The sequence below is a fragment of the Sodalis sp. RH20 genome (genome assembly GCF_047324205.1).
Taxonomy (GTDB): domain Bacteria; phylum Pseudomonadota; class Gammaproteobacteria; order Enterobacterales; family Enterobacteriaceae; genus Acerihabitans.
Window position 1 is genome coordinate 1,416,697 of sequence record NZ_CP178733.1, and the last position, 21,669, is coordinate 1,438,365.

Sequence of the window (21,669 nt, forward strand, 5' to 3'; positions counted from 1 at the left end):
TTATGGCGGGTCTATTGATTAACGCTCCCGGAGCGCAACGTGCCGTCTCCCTGCGCGCCCTGAACGCCGCTGGAAAAGATGCGTTCCAGGATTTCGCTTTCCAATGCCGCCTGCCGGGCCTGCCCATGGCCGCGGGGACGTGGCAAATCGATGGCGATATCCAGGCCGATATGCCCCTGCTCCAGCAGGATGACCCGATCCGCCAGGGTCACCGCTTCATGCACATCGTGCGTCACCAGCAGCAGGGTAAAACCCTGTTCTCGCCACAGGGTCTCAATCAGGCGCTGCATCTCGATACGGGTTAACGCATCAAGGGCCCCCAGGGGTTCATCCAGCAGCAGTAGGCGCGGACGATGAATCAAAGCCCGCGCCAGCGCCACCCGCTGCTTCTGCCCGCCGGACAGGGTGGAAGGCCAGTCGCCGGCCCGCCCGGCCAATCCGACGGTGTCAAGAGCGGCCAGGGCGCGCTCCCTGGCGTCCTTGCCCAGGCCGAGGCCCACGTTATCCACGACCTTTTTCCAGGGTAATAACCGGTCGTCCTGGAACATCAGCCGTATATCGTTTTGCCTGGCGCGCAGCGGAGCATTGCCGGAGGAGAGATCGCCGCGGTCCGGCCGGTCAAGACCGGCCAGCAGGCGCAACAGGGTGCTTTTGCCGCAGCCGCTGCGCCCGACGATGGCCACGCACTGTCCGGCGGGGATGGCGAGATCCACATTGCCCAGCACCCGGTGGCCATGGAAAGACTTCTCCAATTGGCGCAATGCCAGGGGGATGCCGCGATTAACCGGGTAGACGTTAACGCTCATGCCGTTGCCCTCGTCTTCTGGTAAGCCGGATGCCAGCGCAGCCAGACGCGTTCCAGCGCCCGGGCGGCGCTGTCCGCCGCCTTGCCGAGGATGGCGTATAAAATAATGGCTACCACTACCACGTCGGTTTGCAAAAATTCACGGGCATTCATGGCCAGATAGCCAATGCCCGAATTGGCGGAGATGGTTTCCGCCACAATCAGCGTCAACCACATGAAACCCAGCGCGAAACGGACTCCCACCAGTATGGAAGGCAGGGCGCCGGGCAAAATAACCTGATAAAACAGCGAAAAACCCGACAGTCCGTAATTTCGGGCCATTTCCACCAGGCCGGCGTCCACATTGCGCACGCCGTGGTAGGTATTAAGATAAATGGGGAACAGCGTGCCGAGGGCCACCAGGAAAATCTTTGCCGATTCATCAATGCCGAACCACAAAATCACCAGCGGGATCAGCGCCAGATGCGGCACGTTGCGAATCATCTGCACCGTGCTGTCCAGCAGCAGCGCCCCCCAGCGGGACAGGCCGGTGATAAAGCCCAGCAGCAGACCGATGGAGCCGCCGATGGCGAATCCCACCGCGGCGCGCCAACTGCTGATGGCCAAATGCTGCCATAGCTCGCCGCTGTACATTAACCGCCAGGCCGCGGTGACCACCGCGCTCGGCGCCGGCAGGATCCGGCTGGACAGCCAGCCGGCGCTCACCGCCGCTTGCCAGGATACCATTAACAGCACCGGCAGCAGCCAGGGCGCAAGACGTTCGGAAAGCTCGAGGGTAATGCGTTTCATCCCGTGCTCCTGTAAGGTGCGCATCGGACGGTCCGCCGCTACTGTGCGGGCGGCGTCCAGACGGCTTGTGAGACATTCAGGCTTTGCGGAATCAATTTCAATTGGGTGAACGTATCCGCAATCCGTTGCTGGCCGGCGGTCACCGCCGGGGTAATAAACGCAGCCTGATAATTTTGCCGTTCCACCGCAATGCGGGTGATATTCTCCGGCAGCCCCAGCAGGGGAGCCACCTGGCGGGTTACCGCCGCGGGGTCTTCAACGGCCTTCTTATCCACCAGCCGGATTTGCCTGACCAGCTCGGTAATCACCCGGGGATGGGCCGTGGCGAAGTCCCGGGTGGCGAGATAAAACTGATAGTTATCCACGATGCCCTGGCCGTTTCGCAGGGTCCGCGCCTGCAGCTGTTGTTCGGCGGCGGCGGCGAACGGATCCCAAATCACCCAGGCATCCACGCTGCCCTGGATAAAGGCCGCGCGCGCATCGGCGGGGGAGAGATAGACCGGGGTGATATCGCCATAGCTCAGGCCGGCTTCCTGCAGCGCCCGCACCAGTAGGTAATGCACATTCGACCCTTTATTCAGCGCGACTTTTTTACCTTTCAAATCCCCCACCTTGCGCAGGGCGGACTCTTTCGGCACCAGAATGGCTTCCGCGGTGGGCGAGGCCGGTTCATTGGCGATATAAACCAGATTGGCCCCGGCGGCCTGAGCGAATACCGGTGGCGTTTCGCCGGTAAATCCAAAATCAATGGAGCCGACGTTCAATCCTTCCAGCAGTTGCGGACCGCCGGGGAACTCCGTCCATTTCACCCTTATGCCCTGCGAGGCCAGGCTTTTTTCCAGCGAGCCTTCCCCTTTCAGCAAAACCAGGGTGGTGCCGGATTTCTGATAGCCGATACGCAGGGTATCGGCGCCATAGGCACCGGCCGAGACGGCCAATGAAAGCAATAATGCAATACCGCCGCGCAGATTCATCATTTCTTTCCATCTTTATGAGTGAAAAGAAAATCCTAACAGCGCGGGAAATTGTTCGGTAAATGTTATTTTCAGCTTTGGATAGATATTCTTTTGCTAAAAGAAAAATCATATTCATAAATATAGGGCCGCTGTTAATAGCCGGTATGAAAATATTCTAATAAAGTAATGTTGTTATATGGATGTTTATCTTAAAGGGCTTTTGTGTTTCTAAAATGCCGGATCCAAGGCGGCGTTGAGCGTTTTCCCTCCTGGCGAAAGCCTGCCGGCAAGGCCGGGAACCGGACCGGATATTAAGGGATAAAATAGACTATCTAAAGTTGATTATATACTTTGACAGTACAGGGCAACTCTTGGAGCTTACTATTACCTATTCTTGTCGGATACCGTTATGTCTCGCTTTACGTTTACCTTGCGCCGTCTTATTTTTATCGCCGTTCCTTTATTGGCTTTATTGATTCAATTCAATGCGCGGGCGGAAACCGTTCTGCGTATCGGTTATCAAAAATCCTCCACCTTGCTGACCCTGGTGAAATTGCAGGGCACGCTGGAAAAAGAACTGGCTCCCCGGGGAATTAAGGTCAGCTGGTATGAATTTTCCAGCGGCCTGCCGCTGTTGGAGGCCCTGAATATCGGTAATGTGGATGTCTCCGCCGACGTGGCGGATACCGTGCCGGTCTTCGCCCAGGCGGCCGGCGCCGATTTGACCTATTTTGCCCGTGAAGAGCCCTCGCCGGATGCCCAGGCAATCCTGGTGCCGCAAAATTCACCGCTGAAATCCCTGGAAGATTTGAAAGGCAAACGCATCGCGGTCACCAAAGCGGCGGGCAGCCATTATTTGCTCATCGTTGCCCTGGCGAAGGCCCACCTGACATTCCATGATATCACCCCGGCTTACCTGACCCCGGCGGACGGCCTGGCGGCGTTTGAAACCGGGCAGGTGGACGCCTGGGTAACCTGGGAACCCTTTGTCGCCGCCGCCGAACGCCGGCAGCATGCCCGCGTGCTGGCGCCGGGGCAGGGGCTGGCCAGCTATCAGCGCTATTATCTGGCGTCCAGTTCCTATGCGCGGCAGCATCCCGAGATCCTGGAGCTGATTTACCGGCAGTTGGAACACACCGGCGCCTGGGTCAAGTCCCATCCGGCCGCTGCGGCGAAATTGCTGGGACCGTTATGGGGCAATCTGGACGTGGCCACCGTGGAACAGGCCAATGCCCATCGCACCTATCAGGTAAAACCGGTGACCCTTGAGAGCCTCGGCGAACAGCAGCGCATCGCCGACGCGTTTTTTGCCGCGGGATTATTGCCTAAACACATTAATGCCCAGGCGGTGCCGGTCTGGCAGCCGGCCGCCGCGAAATGAGCCCGGCGACACCCTCGCCGGCCTCCCTCTCCCCGGCCGGGGAGGAAACGGCGCCGGCCCGGCTGATTCACTCCCTGGTGGCGCGGGCGCGGGAGGCGCAGCGGCGGATAGACGGTTACAGCCAGGAGCAAATCGATTTGGTGGTGAGCGCCCTGGGCTGGGCGGTGATCAATCCCGCCAATAACCGGGCCTTGGCAACCCTGGCGGTAGAGGATACCGGTCTGGGCAATGTCGAAGATAAGGTCATCAAAAATCATCGCAAGACGCTGGGGCTGCTGCGGGATCTGCACGGTAAAAAAACCGTCGGCGTGATTGGCGAAGATCCGCAGCGCGGGATCGTCGACATTGCGCGGCCGGTGGGGGTCGTGGCCGCCGTGACGCCCTCTACCAACCCGGTGGCCACGGTAATCAATAACATTATCAATGCCGTGAAATGCCGCAACGCCGTTATCGTGGCGCCGTCGCCGAAAGGGGCCGCCAGCTGCGCCCGATTGCTGGCGCTAATCTACCCGGAGCTGGATGTCCTGCGGGTTCCCCGCGATCTGGTGCAAATGCTGCCCGCCCCCGTCCGCCGCGAGCACACGCAGTTGCTGATGGGCGCGGCGGACCTGGTTATCGTCACCGGTTCCCAGGCCAATGTCCGGGCCGCGACGCAAAGCGGTACGCCCACCTTCGGCGTCGGTGTCGGCAACGTGGCCACGATTATCAGCGAATCGGCGGATTTGACCGCGGCCGCCCGCAAGATAGCGGATTCGAAAACCTTTGATAACGCCACCAGCTGTTCCGCGGAAAACAGCATCATCATCCCGTCCGGCCGCTACCGGCCGATGCTGGACGCCCTGGCGGCACAGGGCGGCGTGGTATTGACGGCACGGGAAAAGGCCCGGCTGCAACGGGTCCTTTGGCCCGACGGCGGCGGCAAGCTGGCGCGGGATCGGGTGGGCCGATCCGCGTTGTTGCTGGCTGAAGCGGCCGGATTAACGCGATCCGCCTGCCGGAGTGCCCGTTTTTTCATCGTCGAGGAAGAGGGGGTGGGCGAACGCTTTCCCTTTTCCGGTGAAAAACTTTCGCCGGTGTTAACCGCCTATCGGGCGGATGATTTTCACCAGGCATGCGACCGGGTCAGGGCGCTTTATGCCTGGCAAGGGGCCGGCCACTCCGTCGGCCTGCACGGCACCGATCCGGCGGAGGCGCTGACGGCGGGACTCACCCTGCCGGTGAGCCGCGTTATCGTCAATCAAGCCCACAGTTTTGCCGCCGGCGGCAATTTTGATAACGGATTGCCCTTTACCCTGACCCTGGGCTGCGGCACCTGGGGCAAAAATCACTTCTCCGACAATCTCAATTACCGGCATTTTTATAATAAGGTCCGCATCTCGCGCCCCATAGAGGAAAATATCCCTTCGCTGGATAGGCTGTTCGGCGATTATCTGCGCAGGAAGGGATCGTGAAGGGCAGCGGCGAAGCAACGGTGAACGGCGCCGAAGCCGAAGAAGCGGCCTTGGGCAACACCGGCGCCGAAGCAGAGAGAGCAGCGCGGGGCGACACAGGCACCGAAGAGGAGGACGCGGCGCCAGACGCCGCCGACTCGCTGCCGGCGGTGCTGGCCCGGCATCTGCGTGAGGGCGCCGATCGGGTTTTCCTGATTTGTCCGGAGACCGAACGCACCCTCACCTTCGCACAGCTGGCCCTGGCCGCCCGGCGCCAGGACGAGCGGTTAATGGCCACCGGCCACCGGCCCGGTGATCATATCGCGCTGCTGCTGCCCGGCGGCTTTGACACCGTGGCGCTTTGCCTATCATGCATGCTGACGGGTTACGTGCCGGTGCCCCTGAGTTTGCTGGCCGCCGACACGGCCCTGGCGTGGATTATCACCCATTGCGGCACTAAAACCGTCATCACCAGCCGGGAGTCTGCCCCTCGCCTGCGGAGGGTGCTGGACAGCCTGCCGCCGGCAGGCCGTCCCTTGATGGTGATCCGCGAACGGGACCTGCCGATGGACGATGCGGTCATCTGCAAGCCGCACCCCGCCGACGATCCGGCCGCCTGTCCGCGGCAGTTGTCCGCCCGGAGCCCGGCGCTGTTGATGTATACCTCGGGCACCACCGGCCTGCCCAAAGGGGTTGTTATGACCCACGGCAATATGCTGGCCGCGGCGGAACGCATCGCACGTTGGCATCGGCTTACGCCGCAGGATCGTCTGCTGTGCGCGTTGCCGCTTTACCACATCAACGGCCAGGTCATCGGGACGCTGGTTCCCTTTGTCAGCGGCGGCAGTCTGGTGGCGCCGCGGCGTTTTTCCGTCTCCCGCTGGTGGGGCATGGTGGCGCGTTATCACTGCACCTGGCTCAACCTGGTGCCCACCATGATAGCCTTCCTTTTGCACGGCGCTTCCGACGGCGATGCCCGCTATCCCTGGGTCAAATTCGCCCGCTCCGCCTCCGCGCCGCTGCCGCCCGCCCGGCACCGGCAATTCGAGCAGCGGTTCGGCATAACGGTCATCGAGGGCATGGGTATGACGGAGTCGGGTTCGCTGGCATTCTGCAATCCCCATACCGGCCGGGTATATGGCAGCGTCGGCTTGCCCTGCGGCATTGAGACCGCCGTTGCCGGTCCCGGCGGGGAGCGGCTGGCGGATAATCGCTGCGGCGAAATCCTCCTGCGGGGCCCAAACATCATGGCCGGCTATCATCTGGACAGCGCACAAACCGCGGCGGCCATTGACGCCGGCGGCTGGCTGCATACCGGCGATCTTGGCTATCGCGACGCGCGCGGATTCTATTTCATTACCGGGCGGATGAAAGAGATCATCATCAAGGGCGGAGAAAACATCGCCCCGCGGGAAATCGACGAGGCGCTGGCGGATTTCCCCGGCCTGAGTGACGCGGCCGCTTTTGCGATACCCGATGCCGATTACGGTCAAAATATCGCGGCGGCGCTGGTATTGCGGGCCGGCATGGTTCTGGATGAGGCCGGATTGCGGGCATGGTGCCTGGAGCGGTTGGGGAGTTTCAAAGCGCCGGTGTGTTTTTATATCGTTACGGCATTACCTCGGGGTGGCTCGGGTAAAGTGCAGCGATTGGCGCTCTGCGCCAGATTCCCCCATGGCTGATGTAGCCATATCGCTACTCGATTGATCTGATTCAGGAGTATTTTTACATGACCAACCCCCTTTTCCCCCGCAGGCAGGCGGACGAAATTCGCCAGGCCTTGTTGAACCGGCAGGAAGTGGCGCTGGTGGACGTACGCGAGGAAGCTTCTTATGCCGAAGGGCATCCCTTGTTCGCCGCCAATATCCCCTTGTCCCGGCTGGAGGCTGATGTCATGGCGCGCATTCCCCGGCGCTCCGTTCCTGTGACCCTATATGATAACGGCGAGGGACTGGCAGCCGTCGCCGCGCGCCGGCTGCAGGCGCTGGGTTACCTGGATGTGGCTTTGCTGGCGGACGGACTGGCCGGCTGGGCGGCGGCGGGCGGCGAACTGTTTATCGACGTCAACTCGCCCAGCAAAGCGTTTGGCGAACTGGTGGCGCACCGCCGCCAGACGCCGTCTTTGGCGGCGGAAGAGCTGAAACGGCTGCTGGACGCCGCCGAGGATGTGGCGGTGCTGGATGTTCGGCGTTTCGATGAATACCAGACCATGAACATCCCCGGCGGTATCAGCGTACCGGGGGCGGAGCTGGTATTGCGGGTCCGGGATCTCGTACCATCCCCCACCACCCGCATTATCGTCAACTGCGCCGGACGCACCCGCGGTATTATCGGCGCCCAGTCGCTGATTAATGCCGGTATTGCCAACCCGGTGGCGGCATTGCGCAACGGCACCATCGGCTGGATGCTGGCCGGGCTACCGCTGGAGCACCATCAACGGCGCCGTTACCCCGCTGTGAGCGAAACGGCGGGCCGGGTTGCCGCCGTCGCCGCAAGGCGGGTGGCGGATCGGGCCGGAGTGAAACGTCTGGGTGCCGGCGAACTGCAGCGCTGGCTGACACAGCCGGATCGCACCACCTATGTCTTTGACGTGAGACAGCCGGAAGAGTATGCCGCCGGTCATTTTCCGGCGGCCCGTCCGGTCCCCGGCGGACAGCTGGTGCAGGAGACCGATCACTACGCCAGCGTACGCGGGGCGCGTATAGTCCTGACGGATGGCCGGGGCGGGACGCGTGCCGATATGACCGCTTCCTGGCTGGCGCAAATGGGCTGGCAGGTTTGGGTGCTTGACGGGGAGGATGCCGGTTTTACCGTATCCGGCCCCTGGACCGCGCCACTGCCGGAACTGTCGCCGGACGAAGCGGCATTCCAATCGCCGCGTCCTTTGCCCCGGCGCTACCGCCGTCCCTATGAAGGCACCGGTAATTCCCCCCGGGCCATGCAGGACTATATCTCCTGGGAGCTGGGACTGGTGGCACAGCTGGAGCGGGACGGTAGCCATGGATTTTTTGTGCTGACATTTTAAGAATAAAATTTTGGTTATTTCTTTTAGTAGACGATATAATTTTACCCCCCAGGCGGGGGGTAAAATCATCTGGTACTCCCCAGACCGTGACCTCCCGCCTGGATTCGGGATATAGCGATTTTTTTTATTGTCCGGCATAGGATCAAAAACCAGCATATTACTGCCTATGCTCTCCATCAGGGCCATGAACACGTTGGGTCTGTGATCCGCCGGCCAGGGATTGGCGGGGGTACGCGCATCAAGGGAGTTCAAGCCGGACTGCTGCAATCGAGCATGAGGGCCAGGGCCAAGCTTTATATATCAGTTGCAACGCTCATGTGAAAGTGCTCTATGAGCGACTGCTGCTGAAAGGAAAGGCCAAGATGTCGGCGCTGGACGCGGCGGTGAGAAAACTGATTTATCTATGTTATGGAGTGCTGCATACGCAGCAGCCCTATGATAAAAATTATCTGATAAAAACCAGTTAGCTCTGTTTAAGTGCAAGACGGTTTCCCCGACCGGGCATCCTGTGAGCGTAAGTGCTTTATAAGCGGCCGCCAAAGGAGAAAAATTATCGAGCGAAACGCTGTCAAAGTTGTTGACTTGGAAGACGGCTCGATCGGATTTGGAACGCAGGGCACCGTTACTTGAAGGCCGGCGTGATGCTGGCTGGCTTCTACAGCTAGGTGTCGCGCAGTTCAACCTGTTCGACGAGCATCAACCTCAAAAGAACAGTGCCGCGCTGACGCATATGGTGGACGGGCTGAAACAGATCAGAAAGGGCAAGGTCTGGTTCGCCGGTCAGGGTGTGCAGAAAAAATCATGGGTGATGAAACGGGCATGCTCTCACCGACTTATACAACCCGCTACGCTGATTTGCCTGTTGCCAGATAAGGTTGCGTGCTGTTTGTATAACAATGTGCCGGGCAGACGGCGCGAAAGAGAGTGATTACGGCGCGTCCGGTCAGTTAGGAGAAGCGCAAGCTATCCCCAGGGGATAGCTTGCGGGTAAACGGAAGGCCGTATCACAATGACCGTCCTGCGCACCCAGCCTATTCGGTTGGCGCTGGCTCCGCCGGTGGGGGGTAATGCTGATGAGGACGCCGACTTCGGGGCGAGCTTGACCGACTCGATGCGGTAGGGCTGGATCCCCACGCTGCGTGCGTTGATGCGATAGGTCGTGCGGGCATTGTTGTTTTCATCGGTCCAGTCGTCGCGCTCCTCACGCCCCTGAACCACGATGCGCATGCCCTTCTGGAACAGCGTGGCATAGTGCTCGGCATCGCGATGCCACCAATCGACCGGCCGCCAGAAACCGCCGCGGTCCTCGTAACTGCCGTCCTTGGTGGGCACAGGATTGTCGAAGTAGACGTTGAGGCGCAGTACCCGCCGTGGCTCCTCGTTGCCGTTCGGGTATTCGTTGAACTCAGGCGGCGAGCCGATATTGCCCTCGTTGATAAAATAGGTGCTCATGGTTGCGATCTCCGTGGTGGTTGAAAGGCCCGCACCGTCACAGCCTGCGCGGGTGTGCTGCAGCGAGGCGGATCAGGGCTGTGGCCGGTAATACGAGTGTGCTGCGTCGGTGAGCGCGTTCATCCGGCGCAGGTAGACCTCTTCAGCCTGGGCCATCTTGCTGGCGCATTCCTGGGCCTGGCGGCTGAGGGTATGCAGCAGGCTGATTTGCATGTTCAGGGCGATGCGTTGCTGTTCAATAGCGAGCAGATCGTCCAACAAGGCGACGAGTGAAGTGCGGTCCATCAGTTCTTCCCACAGCGCCACGCCCATACGCGAGCGGTCGAGGTTGCGCCAGCGCAGAAAGGTGGTCCCTGCGCCAGTGGCCTGCTGGGCCAGGGCAATGGACAGCAGGTTGAACGGGGGACGGTGTGTCTGCGACAAAACGCGCCGCTGCGCCAGGCCAATCAGACTGTCGCGCAGTGAATGGCACTGGCTGGCCCAGTCCTCCAGACCCCCCTTACCCTTAAAGGGTCTTAAAAGGCCTTTTAGATAGGCTGCGTGTTCCAGACCGCGGAAGTCCGCCTGTTCCAGACTGACAAAACGGTTCGGGCCACTCATTCAGATCGTTCCTCATCATCGGAATCATCAGGCGCAGCTGTGTCATTGGATACCTCAGCCAAGACGCTGGCCCCCTCGGTTGCGAGAACGGCCCCCTCATCCTTAGCCGTTGCTGAGCTGTCTGAGCGTGTGGTCATGGCCGACGGCGGCGGACGACGCAGCAGCGGTGGGGCGAAGCGTGAGCGTCGGGTGCCTTCGAGCACGGCCTGCGGCAGCGGCCCATATTTCTCAAGCGCGGCGCGGGCTGCGGCATTGTTCGCGGCGAAATCGTCGCGCGTGGTGCCTGAGTAGCGAAACTGCTGGGCCAATGAAAACAGACTGCGCAAGGCATGTGCGCCATCGTTGAGCCAGCGCTCCAGTGTGCTGCGGTCGATGAGCGCGGTGTGATGTGCCAGGATGAGCTTGCGGGCGATATCGTCGAAATCCGCCAGCAGGTAGACCGCCATGAAACCCAATTGCGAATTGACGAACAGCGGCAGCTTGACCGGCTGAACGTTCAAATTCTCACCTAGGCTCAGGGCTGCGGGAACATCGGCCAGTGCCAGATCCACCTGTTCGCGCAGGGTATGCAGCGTGGCGCGAGTCTGCTCAAGCTTCTCCTCGATGCGTAGCATCCATTCGTCACTGTAGGGATCGTCCTGTTCCGAGCCGCGTTTGAGCTTGTTCATGACCGAGACGTAGCCGGCCAGGCCAACGATGCTGGGCCGGCCATCGCTGGCAGCGCGGCCGTGCCAGATACGGGATGCGTGGTGCGTATGCAGCGTCAGTGTCATCGCACTGCGCAATGACCCGAGGTTGAGTTGCAGAGGTTCGTTGTTTGCCATGGAGACGCCTCGCAGTTGAAGAACGAGTCGCCAGCATCGCGATAGCATGGAAGGCTGTCAGTCGGAAAACCGCACTTGGCGCTATCCCGATTCTTGCGATGGCATGGCAGGTATCACACCTATCCCCAGGGGATAGGTGGTCCTCGCACGCCGGCTTCTTCCTTGATGCCGGACGACGCAGGGGTCGGACCTACCCCCCTGGGGATAGTTTGGGATAGTGAGAATTGGCTGAATCGGCGGCCGCCATCCCTCGGTGGTGTGGCATCAATCAGCTATCCCCTGGGGATAGCACCGAAGCCGGCCGACTTCGCGTGCCGGTCATCTTCCTCGATGCCAGATATGCCATGGGAGCCGGACTTATCCCCCGGGGATAGCCTGCAGTCCTTGTCGCCGGCAATCTCCGTTAGCATACCGGACGCGAGCGGATATGCAGCAGGGCACGCAGCCGGGCAATATGCTGCAAGGCCGCCTCGCGGGAAGCCGGCGGCGCCGCTGTGTTGGCCGAGGGCGATGCCGGAGACGGTGTCGCAAGCGGACACGTCTCGGCCTGGGCGACGACCCATGATTTGAACTCGCCGCGGATGGCTTTCTGAATGATGCCGAACAGGTAGCCGGCCGGGTTGCGCACCGCGGCGCCGCGGCGACAACGCACCGCCCATTCGTCAAGCACGGCTTGCCGTTGGCCTGAGTCGACCTGTTGCAGGGCAACCAGCGCGCCAGCCTGTTGTTCCTCCTTCAGTGCAAGAAAACGTTCAGGCAGTTTCAGGTTCGGCAACCCACGCGCACGCGGTACAGTACGTACTTCTTTTTCTTTTTCTGTAATACGTACTGTACGGACCGTCTTCGGATCCCGAAGACGGGCGTCAGGCGGCACTTCCGGCCCGGCTTCGGATTCCGAAGTGAGGGGAGCACGAATCCGAAGAAGGTCGTCATCCCCGTCTTCGGATTCGTGGACGGCCTGCGCCTCGTGTGCGCGTGTGACGTTCCCCTCCTGTCGGGCCATACGTTGCGCCAGCACCTGTAGACGAGTGGGTAGGGTTCGTCCGCTGAGCAGTGGGTCCGCGGCGATTTCCCTGAGCGTGTTGCGGCCGGTGACCTGAACGGCCTTGGCCGCATGCGTCAGCGACTGGCTGACCAGGCCGAGGTAATCCGGATCGAGTTGCATAGCCTCGAACGGGGTCACGGGCTCGTCGTGCAGCACATAAACATTCCCCTGGATGCGGCCGGACCTGCGGTCACGGCGACGTCGCACCAGGCTGAGCCAGCGGGTCAGCCGCAGGAGCGTGAGGGCACGTGCCACGGTTTCATGCGAAGCCTGCGGCCCACAGGGCATGGACGCAAGCCAGGGGCGCAACTGGTCATAGGTGGGGAACGCGGTGAGGCCATCGCCATTGAGTTGCAGGCGGAACACTTGCCAGGCATTGCGCTCCAGCGGCGTCAGGCGCGCATCAAGAAATAACGCGCGGGGAACGCTTTCGTGCCGGTTGCCGCTGTAAAGCATGCCATCTTTGAAGGATGAAGACGCAGATGACTCAGGTGGCGGAGTCACTTTGCGCAGGGCGTCATCGAAGAGTTCGGACAAATCGACGGATCCGTGGTGCTGGGAGGTGCCATCCAGCCTCATGGTCTACACCAGCCCCTGGTCGACCCATTGTCGTACCGCGGCCCAGACAACCGACATGGGCAGCACCATGTTCTCGGCAAGCTCCATGGCCAGGGGCAGCATCGCCATCTCGTCTGCGGGCGAGATGGCGTGTTGCTGCAGGCCATCCTTCCATTGCTGCCACAATGCTGCATCCTGGGCTTCATCCAGGACGGGATGGCGACCCTTGCGCCGGGGCAGGCCGAGAATATCCCGGCGTAGCGCCACTTCCTGGTGTGTGAGGCCAAAATAGCGGCTGACCATCTCCGTGCTGGCCCCCAGGCGCAGCATGCGGTCAATGGTTTCAACCTCTTTGCCGATGTCCTGTGCCTGATCCAACAGCCGGAGCAGTGCCTCACGATTGATGGATACCGTGCACCAGGACACCGAGGCGTTGACCAGCAGGCTGACCAGTGCCGGATGCTTGAGGGCATCGAGCTCTTTCTCGCCGAATCCCATTGCTTTGCAACGGCGCAGCTGTCCGTTGCGCAGGTCATGCAGGGCCTGCGCGATGACGGCCTGGTTCAGGGGATGGGGTGACGACATGTTGGCCTCCCATCCTCAACCGTCGTCGTGCGCAGAACCTGCTTCGAGATCCAGCAGGCGGCGCGCCAGACGCAGTAGTCGGAAGAGCTTCACCAACGCCTCGTCACTGAGCCGCGCGATAGTATCACCATGCCCATACAGAAGGGCGGCCAGTGCGTCAGGCGGCACAGGGTGATCAAGCCTCTCGGGCAGCGCGGAGGGGTTAGCCAAGGCAGCCAGCAGAGTCAGTACCGCCTGCGGGAATGCAGGGAATGAGGCAGCATCGCGAGGCGGTGAAGGTGAGGTACATACGAAACCGATACCGTCATCGCAGAGCGTGATCCAGTCGGTCGCCGAGGCTTCCCCAGCGATCTCGCGGGCGAACTGCGCGATATGGACGCGCAGGCGCTCCGGTGTCTCCAGCCCTGGCTCTATGTACCAGACATCGGTGATGGGATAGAGCCCGCCGACCTGGATCGGGATGGCCTGTAGCACATTGTCGGCAAAATCAGTAACCTGGTCGCCCAACTGATCGGCGACCAGACGCTGGATGGATTGCAGACGATCGGTAGTGGGCGCCGGCGAGATGATATGTCCCAGCAGGCGTTCTTCCTGCTCTTCCTGCTGCGCGTACCCCGCCGGAAGTGTTTCTTCCGACGATTGGATGTCCGGTCCGGGCGTGGAGGGTTCCTTCTCGCCCGCAGGTGGCATGAAGGTCGTCTCCGGAGCAGTGGTGGACGCACTGCCGGGACGGAGTCGGGGTGTTGCAGCGGGAGCCTCGGATGGGGCCGGGGAGCGGGTTGCCGGAAGGGACGGTTTAGTGCGTGGCTCCGCCGCAGGCGGCGTGTTCGGCGCGGGCGGACTGGTCAACACCTGCTGGCGATGTTCGCTCTCGATGACTTCCAGATTGAGCGTGTCGTAGTTCAACTCCAGCAATTCAGCCATCTGCCCGATCAACTCGTCCTGGACACGCTGCAGCGAGAAGGTGTCGGAACCTGCGTCGAACGGCGCCAGCACGTCTTGGAAAAAAGAGGCGAAATCCATAGGAAGTCGTTTGGCTGCAGAATGTGCTTCCCAGGCGCGCTCACAGGCCCGGCGCAACACGCCAAGGCGTTCGACCTGATGGCGGCCAAGCCCGCCGTAGAGCACCGTCGGAATGACGGGCAGCAGGTAGCGGACGGCGTCCTGCATGCGGCTGATGTGCGACTGTTGAATCGGGTAGCCGTCCGCCGAAAGACGCCTGGCCAGCTCGGACTGCGACAGGGAACGTCCATCTTCCTGCTCGTAGAATTCGCGGGCTTCTTCAACACCGAGCGCCCGCTCGATAAAAGATAGCCTGCCATGAAGTTCGTCTTCAGCGAGGTGGCCGGTCAGCACGATGATTTCGCCACGTTCCGGCCAAGGGCGAAACAGGCAGGAAATACGAAAAAAACGCTCTTCCTTAGTTTCGGCCCATAACTCGCGCAGGATGGCCAGTCGCGTATTGCCGCCGTTGCGAATGATGAAATGTTCGGCGCCCGGCCGGCGGGTAATCGGGGGCGGGGCATCGAGTCCTCGTTCGCGGACAGAGGCCTTGATCTCCTCGTAGAGGGGATTGCGCGTCCGGCGCGGGTCGAGTTCATAGGGGCGCAGTTCGTCAAGCGTGACCACCATCGGGGTATCGGCAATCGGGTCGCTGAGCGCTGCGGCGGAAGGTCCGCTGCGTTCGAAACCTGCCGATAGCAGTTTGTCGGCCATGCCTTGTGAAGTCAGTTCAGCCATGGCCGTCCTCCCGCAGGGAAGACCGGCTAGCAAGCTCCGACGCTTGACGTTTGGCGCGGCGCAGTCGCGCGCGGGCGTTACGTCCGACCCGGTGGTCGCTTGGCGTCGAGCCGGTGTAAATGGTGGCATAGCCGGGCCGGATGAATTTCAGATGGCCGCCGTGCGTACGCACCACGCGCCAGCCTTCAGCCAGTGCGAACTCAATGACCGCGCGCAGTTGCTTGTGCCCCCGGATCAACTCATGGATGTTCGACATGGACAGGTCCTCCCGTCGTCATGCGCGTTCTGACGCGACCGGTGACGAGGGCGAACCTGTCATGCCAGTGCGGGAACAGTTCGCATGCCAGCGCACGCATCGTCTCCAGTGCGGCGGGCGCGATGCGGTCGATAGGCTGCCGGTACTCCACCCGGTGAACAGGAAGTCCCCGCGTTGAGGCGCGGGGGTAGGCTTCAAGGGCGGGAACGCCGGTGTTAAGCACGCGTACCGCAGCCTGCTCCTGGAACATCATCCTCAGGGCCTGCTGGATCAACCGGGCGTTGGACGAGACCGGATGCATGCGGTTGATGAGCAGGCTCAATGGTGGCGGAACGATGCCCACACGGCGATAGGGCGCCAGATCCTTGATCAACTGCAGGGTGCCACGACGTAACTCGCGGGCGGCCAGGATCTCCAGCGTGACCGGGGACAACACCATATCCGATGCCAATACGGCCATTTCAAGCAACACGCTGCGCGCCCCCTGGGTATCGATCAGCAGCAGGTCGTAGCGCGGCGCCAGGGCGGGTAGCAGATGTCGCAAGCGCAGGCGTCCATCGGGTGCGTGCAGCAGCAGCGTGTTGAGTTCGCTGCGATCGTCGTTGGAAATGACCAGGTCCAGTCCGGTGATAGCGGTATGCGAGACCAGTTGCTCAATGCGTTGTTCGTTGAACGCCAGCAACTCGTAGATGCCGGCGGGTGCCCGCGCCGCGAGCGAAAAATAGCTCGACAGGGTCGGCTGCACGTCCAGGTCCAGCAACAGCACACGCAGGCCGGCGTCCGCGGCGAAGCCGCCGAGATTGGCCGCGGTCGTCGTCTTACCCACACCGCCTTTGGTCGAGATAATGGAGACAACCTGCATGATCGCACTCCTCGCTGAATGGAAGGAAATGGTCCTCGTTGGAAGACGTTCAGATGCGATCTTTCAGTCGCTCGATGATCCACTGATCGATTTCAGCGGAGTCCCAGCCCACCGCGCGTACGCCGAGGCGCAAGGCTTTGGGAAACTTGCCTTCTTTCATCAGGTTGTAGATATGGGCGCGCTTGAACCCCGTTTTTATTTCGACTTCGGCGCGCCGCAGAATGCGGTGCTCCTGGGCCGGGTCGTTATCTTGATTTGACATACAGGCCACTCCTTAATGCCGTGTGGCATTCCTGGGACTGACCCGTATTAGAGGAAAACCAACACAAAAACGCAGCAAACAAAAGGTTCAAGCGTCTCACCGTATTGTTGTGTCCTGCATGCCTGACTCAGACGTTGAGTTAGGCTGACACCAGTGGAGAGACGGCACGAATTAGGAATGAACAGTTTTGTTGAAGAAAATAATTGATTAAAATTTGAACGACCTTGTCGTCAATAATTTTTAACAGGCGAGGGGTGTAATGAGAAAAACAAGGTGGTGAGGCCAAAAAATTTAGCGGATGCGCGCAGGTGGAAATGGGAATAATTGTTACATTTTTTGTTTAAATTAATTTATCAATATGAAAAAAGTGATATGCGTCAAAGATTGCAACTTGAAAAATTTCTTGGGCTGATGATAAAAAAGGCATGGTCAATTGACTTTTGCCATGCCTTACCACTGTGAACGAGTTTGCATCATTGGCTTTGAGAGAAGTGGTTCATTTCACCGGCTCGGTGCAGGAATCGCGCAATGGCGGGCTCAGGATCGCGTTCCAGCAGGACAAAAAAAGTCGAGGTGTCGGGAACATCGTCTTGCATCGGTCTGACAATGACGTCTGGATGCGCATAGAGGGCCAGTTGAGATGCCAGCCCTATGCCGATACCGTAACCCGCGGCCACCAGCATGATCATTTGCTCATGCCCGGATACATATTCAGCGATGTCTGGAAGAGGCAGGTTTTTGCTTGAAAACCAGCGAGATATGACTTTGTAGCCGCCCGAGCATTTTTCGGGGTGGCAGAGTATGAGGCGATTTTGAATAGCGTTTTGCAGGGCCACCGTTCTGACGCTGAGCAGGGGATGATGCGTCGGGATAACGACTGCCGGACGTTCACTCCAGACCTTATACTTGATGTATCCATTCTGGCGTTCATCATCGAGGGTGATGCCAATATCAATCTGATCATGATGCAGGGCACGGAGCATTTCGCTGGTCGTCATCTCCATGATGCGGATCTCGGTGCCGGGGTCTTCCTCACGGCTTCTCGCCAGCAGTCTTGTCAATGGGGGTTGAGCAAGACTATCGGCCAGGCCAAGGCGGATCCGTCCGCACAGACCCTGAGAGGCCGCCTGTACACGGGATTGTGCGTTTTCGAAAAAAGAGAGCATGCGGCGAGTTTCCTCAAGTAGTACTTCGCCAGGCCACGTCAGTTGTAAACTCCCTTGGGTCCGATTAATCAGCCTGACGCCAAGTTGTGACTCCATCTCATGGACGGCGTGGGACAGGGAGGACGGTTCAATATGCACGCGTACCGACGCACGTGTGAAGTTAAGCTCTTCTGCGACAGCCATAAAATATCTAAGGTGACGAATTCTCATAATATATTTCCTTTAGTGAAAGTGGGTAGTTCCGGTGAGCGATGGGGGTCTTTTTTTTTTTAGTTGCTTATGATCTCACGCTGGAATGCGTTTGATCTGGTAGCAGGCAATAGGTGAGTTTGGTCAAGAGATAGACATTCGTCCTGCTCTAAGTCGATGTCAGATTGGTAGCGTATCCCACGTACCGAGATCCTAAGCCTTAGCAACAGAAATGGTGGTCTATGCGCACAGTTGCGAAAAATCGTCGCATTCTACCTTGGCGAGCGATTACGGCAGTTGTTGTATAGGTGTGGTGGTGGGCAGCGTCGCTACTGGGGGATTAGGCAAAAAGCTGCTAATACGAAGACTCGGTAAAGAAAGAGCGTCTAAATTGGGCAGAGGATTCCATTATATTGATGATCGCATTTTCCGGGGAAAAGATCGGCAGGGTCGGGAACGTGTCGCCATCGTTGCAAAAGTGATCTCCCGTGGGTACGGACCAAAACTTGGACTACTTTGGAGGTAGTTCATGTATTCTTACGAGAAGAAACGCGTACCTCGTTAAAATCATTTGTAGGCTAAAAAATGGCAGATTGAATATGAAGGAAAACCGATTTTTTGGATGGTACGTGGTTTACGCCACACATATTTTACTGGCACTGATTTTTGGCGCGGCTTATTCTTTTGGCGCATTTTTTTCGCATATTCAGTCAAGTTTTTCGGCAGGGAGTTTTTCCGTCGCGTCCATCTTTTCACTAACAGCATTGCTTTATTATATTGTCGGTGTTTTCTCCGGCACCCTTGCCGATAGACTGTCACCCCGTGCGGTGGTGATAACCGGTATTGCATTGTTATCCATGGGTTTTTTTGCCAGCAGCTTTTTGTCGTTTTCTCTGCACTGGTTTATTCTCTGCTTTGGTTTGTTGGTTGGCCTGGGCGTTGGTCTGGTCTATGTCCCGGCGATAACGACGACACAGCGGTGGTTTATAACCAGGCGCAGCCAGGCGTCCGGAATAGCCCTTGCGGGAACCGGCGTGGGGACGTTCATTGGGCCGACTGCGGCGGGATGGTTAATGCAAAGTCTGTCCTGGGAAGCCACCCTACGCATTTTTGCTGTTTTCATTTTGATTTCCGGTGTGCTTGCGGGTTGCCTGATGAGAAGTAAACCGGAAGCTTATGGTTTGTTGCCGGATGGCGAGAAAAAAAATGAGAATAGCCCGCCGGGCAGCGGGAAGGCATCAGCGGGCTCGGGATTTAGAGAGGCCGTCACCGCGGCGCCTTTTTGGTGGTATTTCAGCGCCATATTCCTGGGGTCTGTCGGACTTTTTTTAGCTCTGGTACATATCAATCCTTATGCGCGGCAGTTCAGCCTTTCCGCCAGTGAGGCGAATTTGCTGATAGGATTGATCGGGGTCGGCAACGTGGCAGGACGTTTGTTTTTGGGCCGGGCAGGGGATCGTATGGGACCTCGCCGGCTGTTGCAGTATTTGACCTTTTCATTGGCACTGCTAAATCTTTTTTGGCTTGAGGCCCATAGTTTTTGGTCACTTGCGATTTTTGCCTTGTTGTTCGGTGTAGCGAATGGCGGGTGTATCGCACTTTATCCGGCAGTGGCGGCAGGATGGTATGGTACGACAAATTTGGGCGCCATTCTGGGCGCGCTCTATATTTCTGTTGGCGTAGCGGCAGTCGCCGGCGGCAGTCTAGGAGGACTTCTTTTTGACCTGAGCCATACCTACTCGGCTTCTATCCTGTTTAGTACATTTTGTGCATTACTGTCAGTTTTGTGCATTATCATGGCTCGCAGAGCAGTGAACAAAGGCACTAACATTTCCGCTATAGATTGAAGCGGAGAGATAATAATGTATCCTGTAAAATGATTTGCGTACGGCAATTCAGGAAATTTAATCGGCAGGACATGATTATACCTAAAAATTTATTTGAGCTTTAGCAAATATCTAACCACTATTATGGTTCAAAGGGCTCAGATGCAACACCGGCTAATAACTGTTCTACCGCGGCGAGGACCTGAGCACGTATTTTCCCTTTCCGTGTCACCATATACACATCGATATTCAGTTTTTGTCCAGTCTGAGCGTCCAGACATCTATAGCATAAGCCTTTGCGCGACGACAGGCACATAGACTTTGGCATCAGCGCCATACCTTCCCCCCGAGAGACATGGGCTAGCGTCAACAATGAGTCATCCGGTTTACGTTTAAGTGTAAACGGCAGGCCTTGAAATACAGTCTCGCACTTATCATAGAAACTCGGATTGGCACTACGGTTAAACCAATAAAGAGATAAATCAGCAACATCCTGGAGCGACACACGCTCTTGAATACTGGCAGGGTGAGCAGATGGCATCGCCAACATCAGGGGTTCTTGATGCAGCCAATGGAAGACGAAATCATTGAGATTACCTGCGGGTTTTTCGCCCGTCAGGACAATATCGAGATTGCCGAGCTCAAGGATATGTAATAGTTGTTTTGACGTCAGCTGGTAAGAGAAAATATCATCAGCATCGATCAGCTTTTGCAAATGTGTATTAATGGTTGGGATCAATGTGAAATCCAGCGTTCGTGTCATCCCAATTTTGACCCTGTCACTAACGACTTTCAGCCCTTTCATAACCTGTGAAAGCTGGTCGATCAGTTGCCTGGCCTGCTTATCAAGCTTGAGCCCGACCTCCGTTAAATGAACCTGATGTGTATCTCGGGTGAACAAATGGCTGCCAATAACATCTTCCAAACACTGGATCTGACGGGTAAGCGGCGGCTGCGTCATGCTCATACGCTCCGCTGCGCGCCGGAAATTCAGCTCGTCGGCCACCGCAATAAAACATTGTAATTGTTTGATTGTAGGAAGTTTTTCTTCTGGGTGAATCATATTGGATCTCCAGCGTCTTTTCTACCATCTTCCAGGGAAAAGAGAATAATAGATACAATAAGATAACCCTTTTCAGTTGGCAGAAACGTAAGGACTTTATTTTTGGTAGACACCCCAAACAAAAATCCGTGATACTTAAATTATATTACAAAAGTAGCAATTCTCATCAATGAGTAAAAGGATAGTGTGAAGTCTCTCACACAAAACATAATATAGGCTTTACTATGTCATCCAAATATGTACTCATTTCGCGCTTTCCGCTGAAAGCTAATGCAGACAAACAGGTTCTCACCTCACTGGTTAACAGCAGTAACAAAAGGTATTTTATTTCAGATGAACCGGGTTTAAATGAACTGCTGGAACTGCGCGCGTTCACTACCCTTGCGGAAATTGCCACCCAGGAAGCGGAATTAGAGAGCGCATTTACTCTTTTTGCCAGCGACCTGGTAGGCGATATTCGCCGTGAATTGGTAAAATATGTCGAAGCGCCCATTGAATCGCAGACTGATTTACCTGAGACAGAATATGTGCAATTAAGGCATGTTGAAGTCCCTGCCGAAAATTACAAACAATACCGTCAATGGCGTGAAAAAACCATCTTCAACGTGGTTCGCGATAATAAAGATAAAATTGTTAGTTTCGGAGCTTATCACTCTTTGATCAGCGGGCAGCCAGGTGTGATGTTTATCTCGGCATTTGATGGCAATAAAGAGGCTTACAAGAAAGCTTTCACCAACGAGCGTTATAAGACCATTATTCAGCAAGCTGGTGATAATTACATCACCGGTGGCAATGACGGTCTTTATACCCGATTTTATCGCTCTATCGTAGGTTTATAAAACTTCATCCTATTAT

At 58.0% G+C, this 21,669-nt stretch carries 20 protein-coding genes and 1 pseudogene; 7 read left to right on the forward strand and 14 right to left on the reverse strand.

Going from position 1 to position 21,669, the window contains the following annotated elements:
* Window positions 1-11: 11 nt before the first annotated feature.
* From ssuB to ACL2XM_RS06675, 3 genes are read right to left on the reverse strand one after another with little or no spacing between them, the layout of a single operon-like run.
* Complete coding sequence (ssuB, locus tag ACL2XM_RS06665; protein WP_413730196.1) at window positions 12-806, reverse strand: aliphatic sulfonates ABC transporter ATP-binding protein; 795 nt, start codon at window positions 804-806, stop codon at window positions 12-14.
* A complete protein-coding gene (gene ssuC / locus ACL2XM_RS06670; protein ID WP_413730197.1) occupies window positions 803-1,594 on the reverse strand; it encodes an aliphatic sulfonate ABC transporter permease SsuC in 792 nt (263 codons plus the stop codon). Before ssuC ends, ssuB begins: the two co-directional genes overlap by 4 nt.
* 38 nt (window positions 1,595-1,632) lie before the next feature.
* Entirely contained in the window at window positions 1,633-2,571 is a 939-nt protein-coding gene (locus tag ACL2XM_RS06675) for a sulfonate ABC transporter substrate-binding protein (protein ID WP_413730199.1), read from the reverse strand.
* Window positions 2,572-2,959: 388 nt separating this feature from the next.
* On the opposite strand from ACL2XM_RS06675, the gene ACL2XM_RS06680 reads away from it, so the two are divergent.
* The 5 genes and pseudogenes from ACL2XM_RS06680 to ACL2XM_RS06700 all read left to right on the forward strand — a co-directional run.
* The gene (locus ACL2XM_RS06680; protein WP_413730201.1) at window positions 2,960-3,931 is read left to right on the forward strand and encodes an aliphatic sulfonate ABC transporter substrate-binding protein; all 972 of its coding nucleotides are present in this window, start codon (window positions 2,960-2,962) and stop codon (window positions 3,929-3,931) included.
* On the forward strand, window positions 3,928-5,382 hold the full coding sequence (gene sauS, locus ACL2XM_RS06685; RefSeq protein WP_413730202.1) for an acylating sulfoacetaldehyde dehydrogenase: 1,455 nt from the start codon (window positions 3,928-3,930) through the stop codon (window positions 5,380-5,382). Before ACL2XM_RS06680 ends, sauS begins: the two co-directional genes overlap by 4 nt.
* Window positions 5,379-7,043 (forward strand): AMP-binding protein, encoded by a 1,665-nt coding sequence (locus ACL2XM_RS06690; protein ID WP_413730203.1) that lies wholly within the window; start codon window positions 5,379-5,381, stop codon window positions 7,041-7,043. Before sauS ends, ACL2XM_RS06690 begins: the two co-directional genes overlap by 4 nt.
* A 47-nt stretch (window positions 7,044-7,090) precedes the next feature.
* Complete coding sequence (locus ACL2XM_RS06695; protein WP_413730204.1) at window positions 7,091-8,386, forward strand: rhodanese-like domain-containing protein; 1,296 nt, start codon at window positions 7,091-7,093, stop codon at window positions 8,384-8,386.
* Window positions 8,387-8,973: 587 nt separating this feature from the next.
* Window positions 8,974-9,259 (forward strand): annotated as a pseudogene (locus tag ACL2XM_RS06700) (DUF4113 domain-containing protein); the annotation flags it as partial.
* A 90-nt stretch (window positions 9,260-9,349) separates the two neighbouring features.
* Here ACL2XM_RS06700 and ACL2XM_RS06705 read toward each other — a convergent pair.
* The 10 genes from ACL2XM_RS06705 to ACL2XM_RS06750 all read right to left on the reverse strand — a co-directional run bounded on the left by ACL2XM_RS06705 (window position 9,350) and on the right by ACL2XM_RS06750 (window position 17,946).
* Window positions 9,350-9,838, reverse strand: a complete 489-nt coding sequence (locus ACL2XM_RS06705) for a single-stranded DNA-binding protein (RefSeq protein WP_413730206.1) — start codon at window positions 9,836-9,838, stop codon at window positions 9,350-9,352.
* A gap of 72 nt (window positions 9,839-9,910) precedes the next feature.
* Complete coding sequence (locus ACL2XM_RS06710; protein ID WP_413730207.1) at window positions 9,911-10,438, reverse strand: DUF3158 family protein; 528 nt, start codon at window positions 10,436-10,438, stop codon at window positions 9,911-9,913.
* Window positions 10,435-11,262, reverse strand: a complete 828-nt coding sequence (locus ACL2XM_RS06715) for a PFL_4669 family integrating conjugative element protein (protein WP_413730208.1) — start codon at window positions 11,260-11,262, stop codon at window positions 10,435-10,437. Before ACL2XM_RS06715 ends, ACL2XM_RS06710 begins: the two co-directional genes overlap by 4 nt.
* A gap of 403 nt (window positions 11,263-11,665) precedes the next feature.
* Window positions 11,666-12,886, reverse strand: a complete 1,221-nt coding sequence (locus ACL2XM_RS06720; protein ID WP_413730209.1) for an STY4528 family pathogenicity island replication protein — start codon at window positions 12,884-12,886, stop codon at window positions 11,666-11,668.
* 3 nt (window positions 12,887-12,889) lie between these two features.
* Window positions 12,890-13,450 carry a DUF2857 domain-containing protein gene (locus ACL2XM_RS06725; protein WP_413730210.1) on the reverse strand — a complete coding sequence of 187 codons (561 nt, stop codon included), beginning with the start codon at window positions 13,448-13,450 and terminating at the stop codon, window positions 12,890-12,892.
* Between the two features lie 15 nt (window positions 13,451-13,465).
* On the reverse strand, window positions 13,466-15,190 hold the full coding sequence (locus ACL2XM_RS06730) for a ParB family protein (protein WP_413730211.1): 1,725 nt from the start codon (window positions 15,188-15,190) through the stop codon (window positions 13,466-13,468).
* Window positions 15,183-15,446, reverse strand: a complete 264-nt coding sequence (locus ACL2XM_RS06735; RefSeq protein WP_413730212.1) for a type II toxin-antitoxin system HicA family toxin — start codon at window positions 15,444-15,446, stop codon at window positions 15,183-15,185. The genes ACL2XM_RS06730 and ACL2XM_RS06735 overlap by 8 nt, the downstream gene beginning before the upstream one ends.
* The gene (locus ACL2XM_RS06740) at window positions 15,430-16,308 is read right to left on the reverse strand and encodes a ParA family protein (RefSeq protein WP_413730214.1); all 879 of its coding nucleotides are present in this window, start codon (window positions 16,306-16,308) and stop codon (window positions 15,430-15,432) included. Before ACL2XM_RS06740 ends, ACL2XM_RS06735 begins: the two co-directional genes overlap by 17 nt.
* Before the next feature lie 49 nt (window positions 16,309-16,357).
* Window positions 16,358-16,570, reverse strand: a complete 213-nt coding sequence (locus ACL2XM_RS06745) for an AlpA family transcriptional regulator (RefSeq protein ID WP_413730215.1) — start codon at window positions 16,568-16,570, stop codon at window positions 16,358-16,360.
* A gap of 473 nt (window positions 16,571-17,043) precedes the next feature.
* Window positions 17,044-17,946 carry a LysR family transcriptional regulator gene (locus tag ACL2XM_RS06750; RefSeq protein WP_413730216.1) on the reverse strand — a complete coding sequence of 301 codons (903 nt, stop codon included), beginning with the start codon at window positions 17,944-17,946 and terminating at the stop codon, window positions 17,044-17,046.
* 578 nt (window positions 17,947-18,524) lie between these two features.
* Between ACL2XM_RS06750 and ACL2XM_RS06755 the strand changes: the two genes are divergently transcribed.
* Entirely contained in the window at window positions 18,525-19,772 is a 1,248-nt protein-coding gene (locus ACL2XM_RS06755) for an MFS transporter (RefSeq protein ID WP_413730217.1), read from the forward strand.
* A 121-nt stretch (window positions 19,773-19,893) separates the two neighbouring features.
* Here the strand turns inward: ACL2XM_RS06755 and ACL2XM_RS06760 are convergent, their stop codons facing one another.
* Entirely contained in the window at window positions 19,894-20,814 is a 921-nt protein-coding gene (locus ACL2XM_RS06760; protein WP_413730218.1) for a LysR family transcriptional regulator, read from the reverse strand.
* Window positions 20,815-21,038: 224 nt separating this feature from the next.
* Between ACL2XM_RS06760 and ACL2XM_RS06765 the strand changes: the two genes are divergently transcribed.
* Window positions 21,039-21,653, forward strand: coding sequence for a hypothetical protein (locus ACL2XM_RS06765; RefSeq protein ID WP_413730219.1), 615 nt, complete (start codon window positions 21,039-21,041; stop codon window positions 21,651-21,653).
* Window positions 21,654-21,669 lie beyond the last annotated feature (16 nt).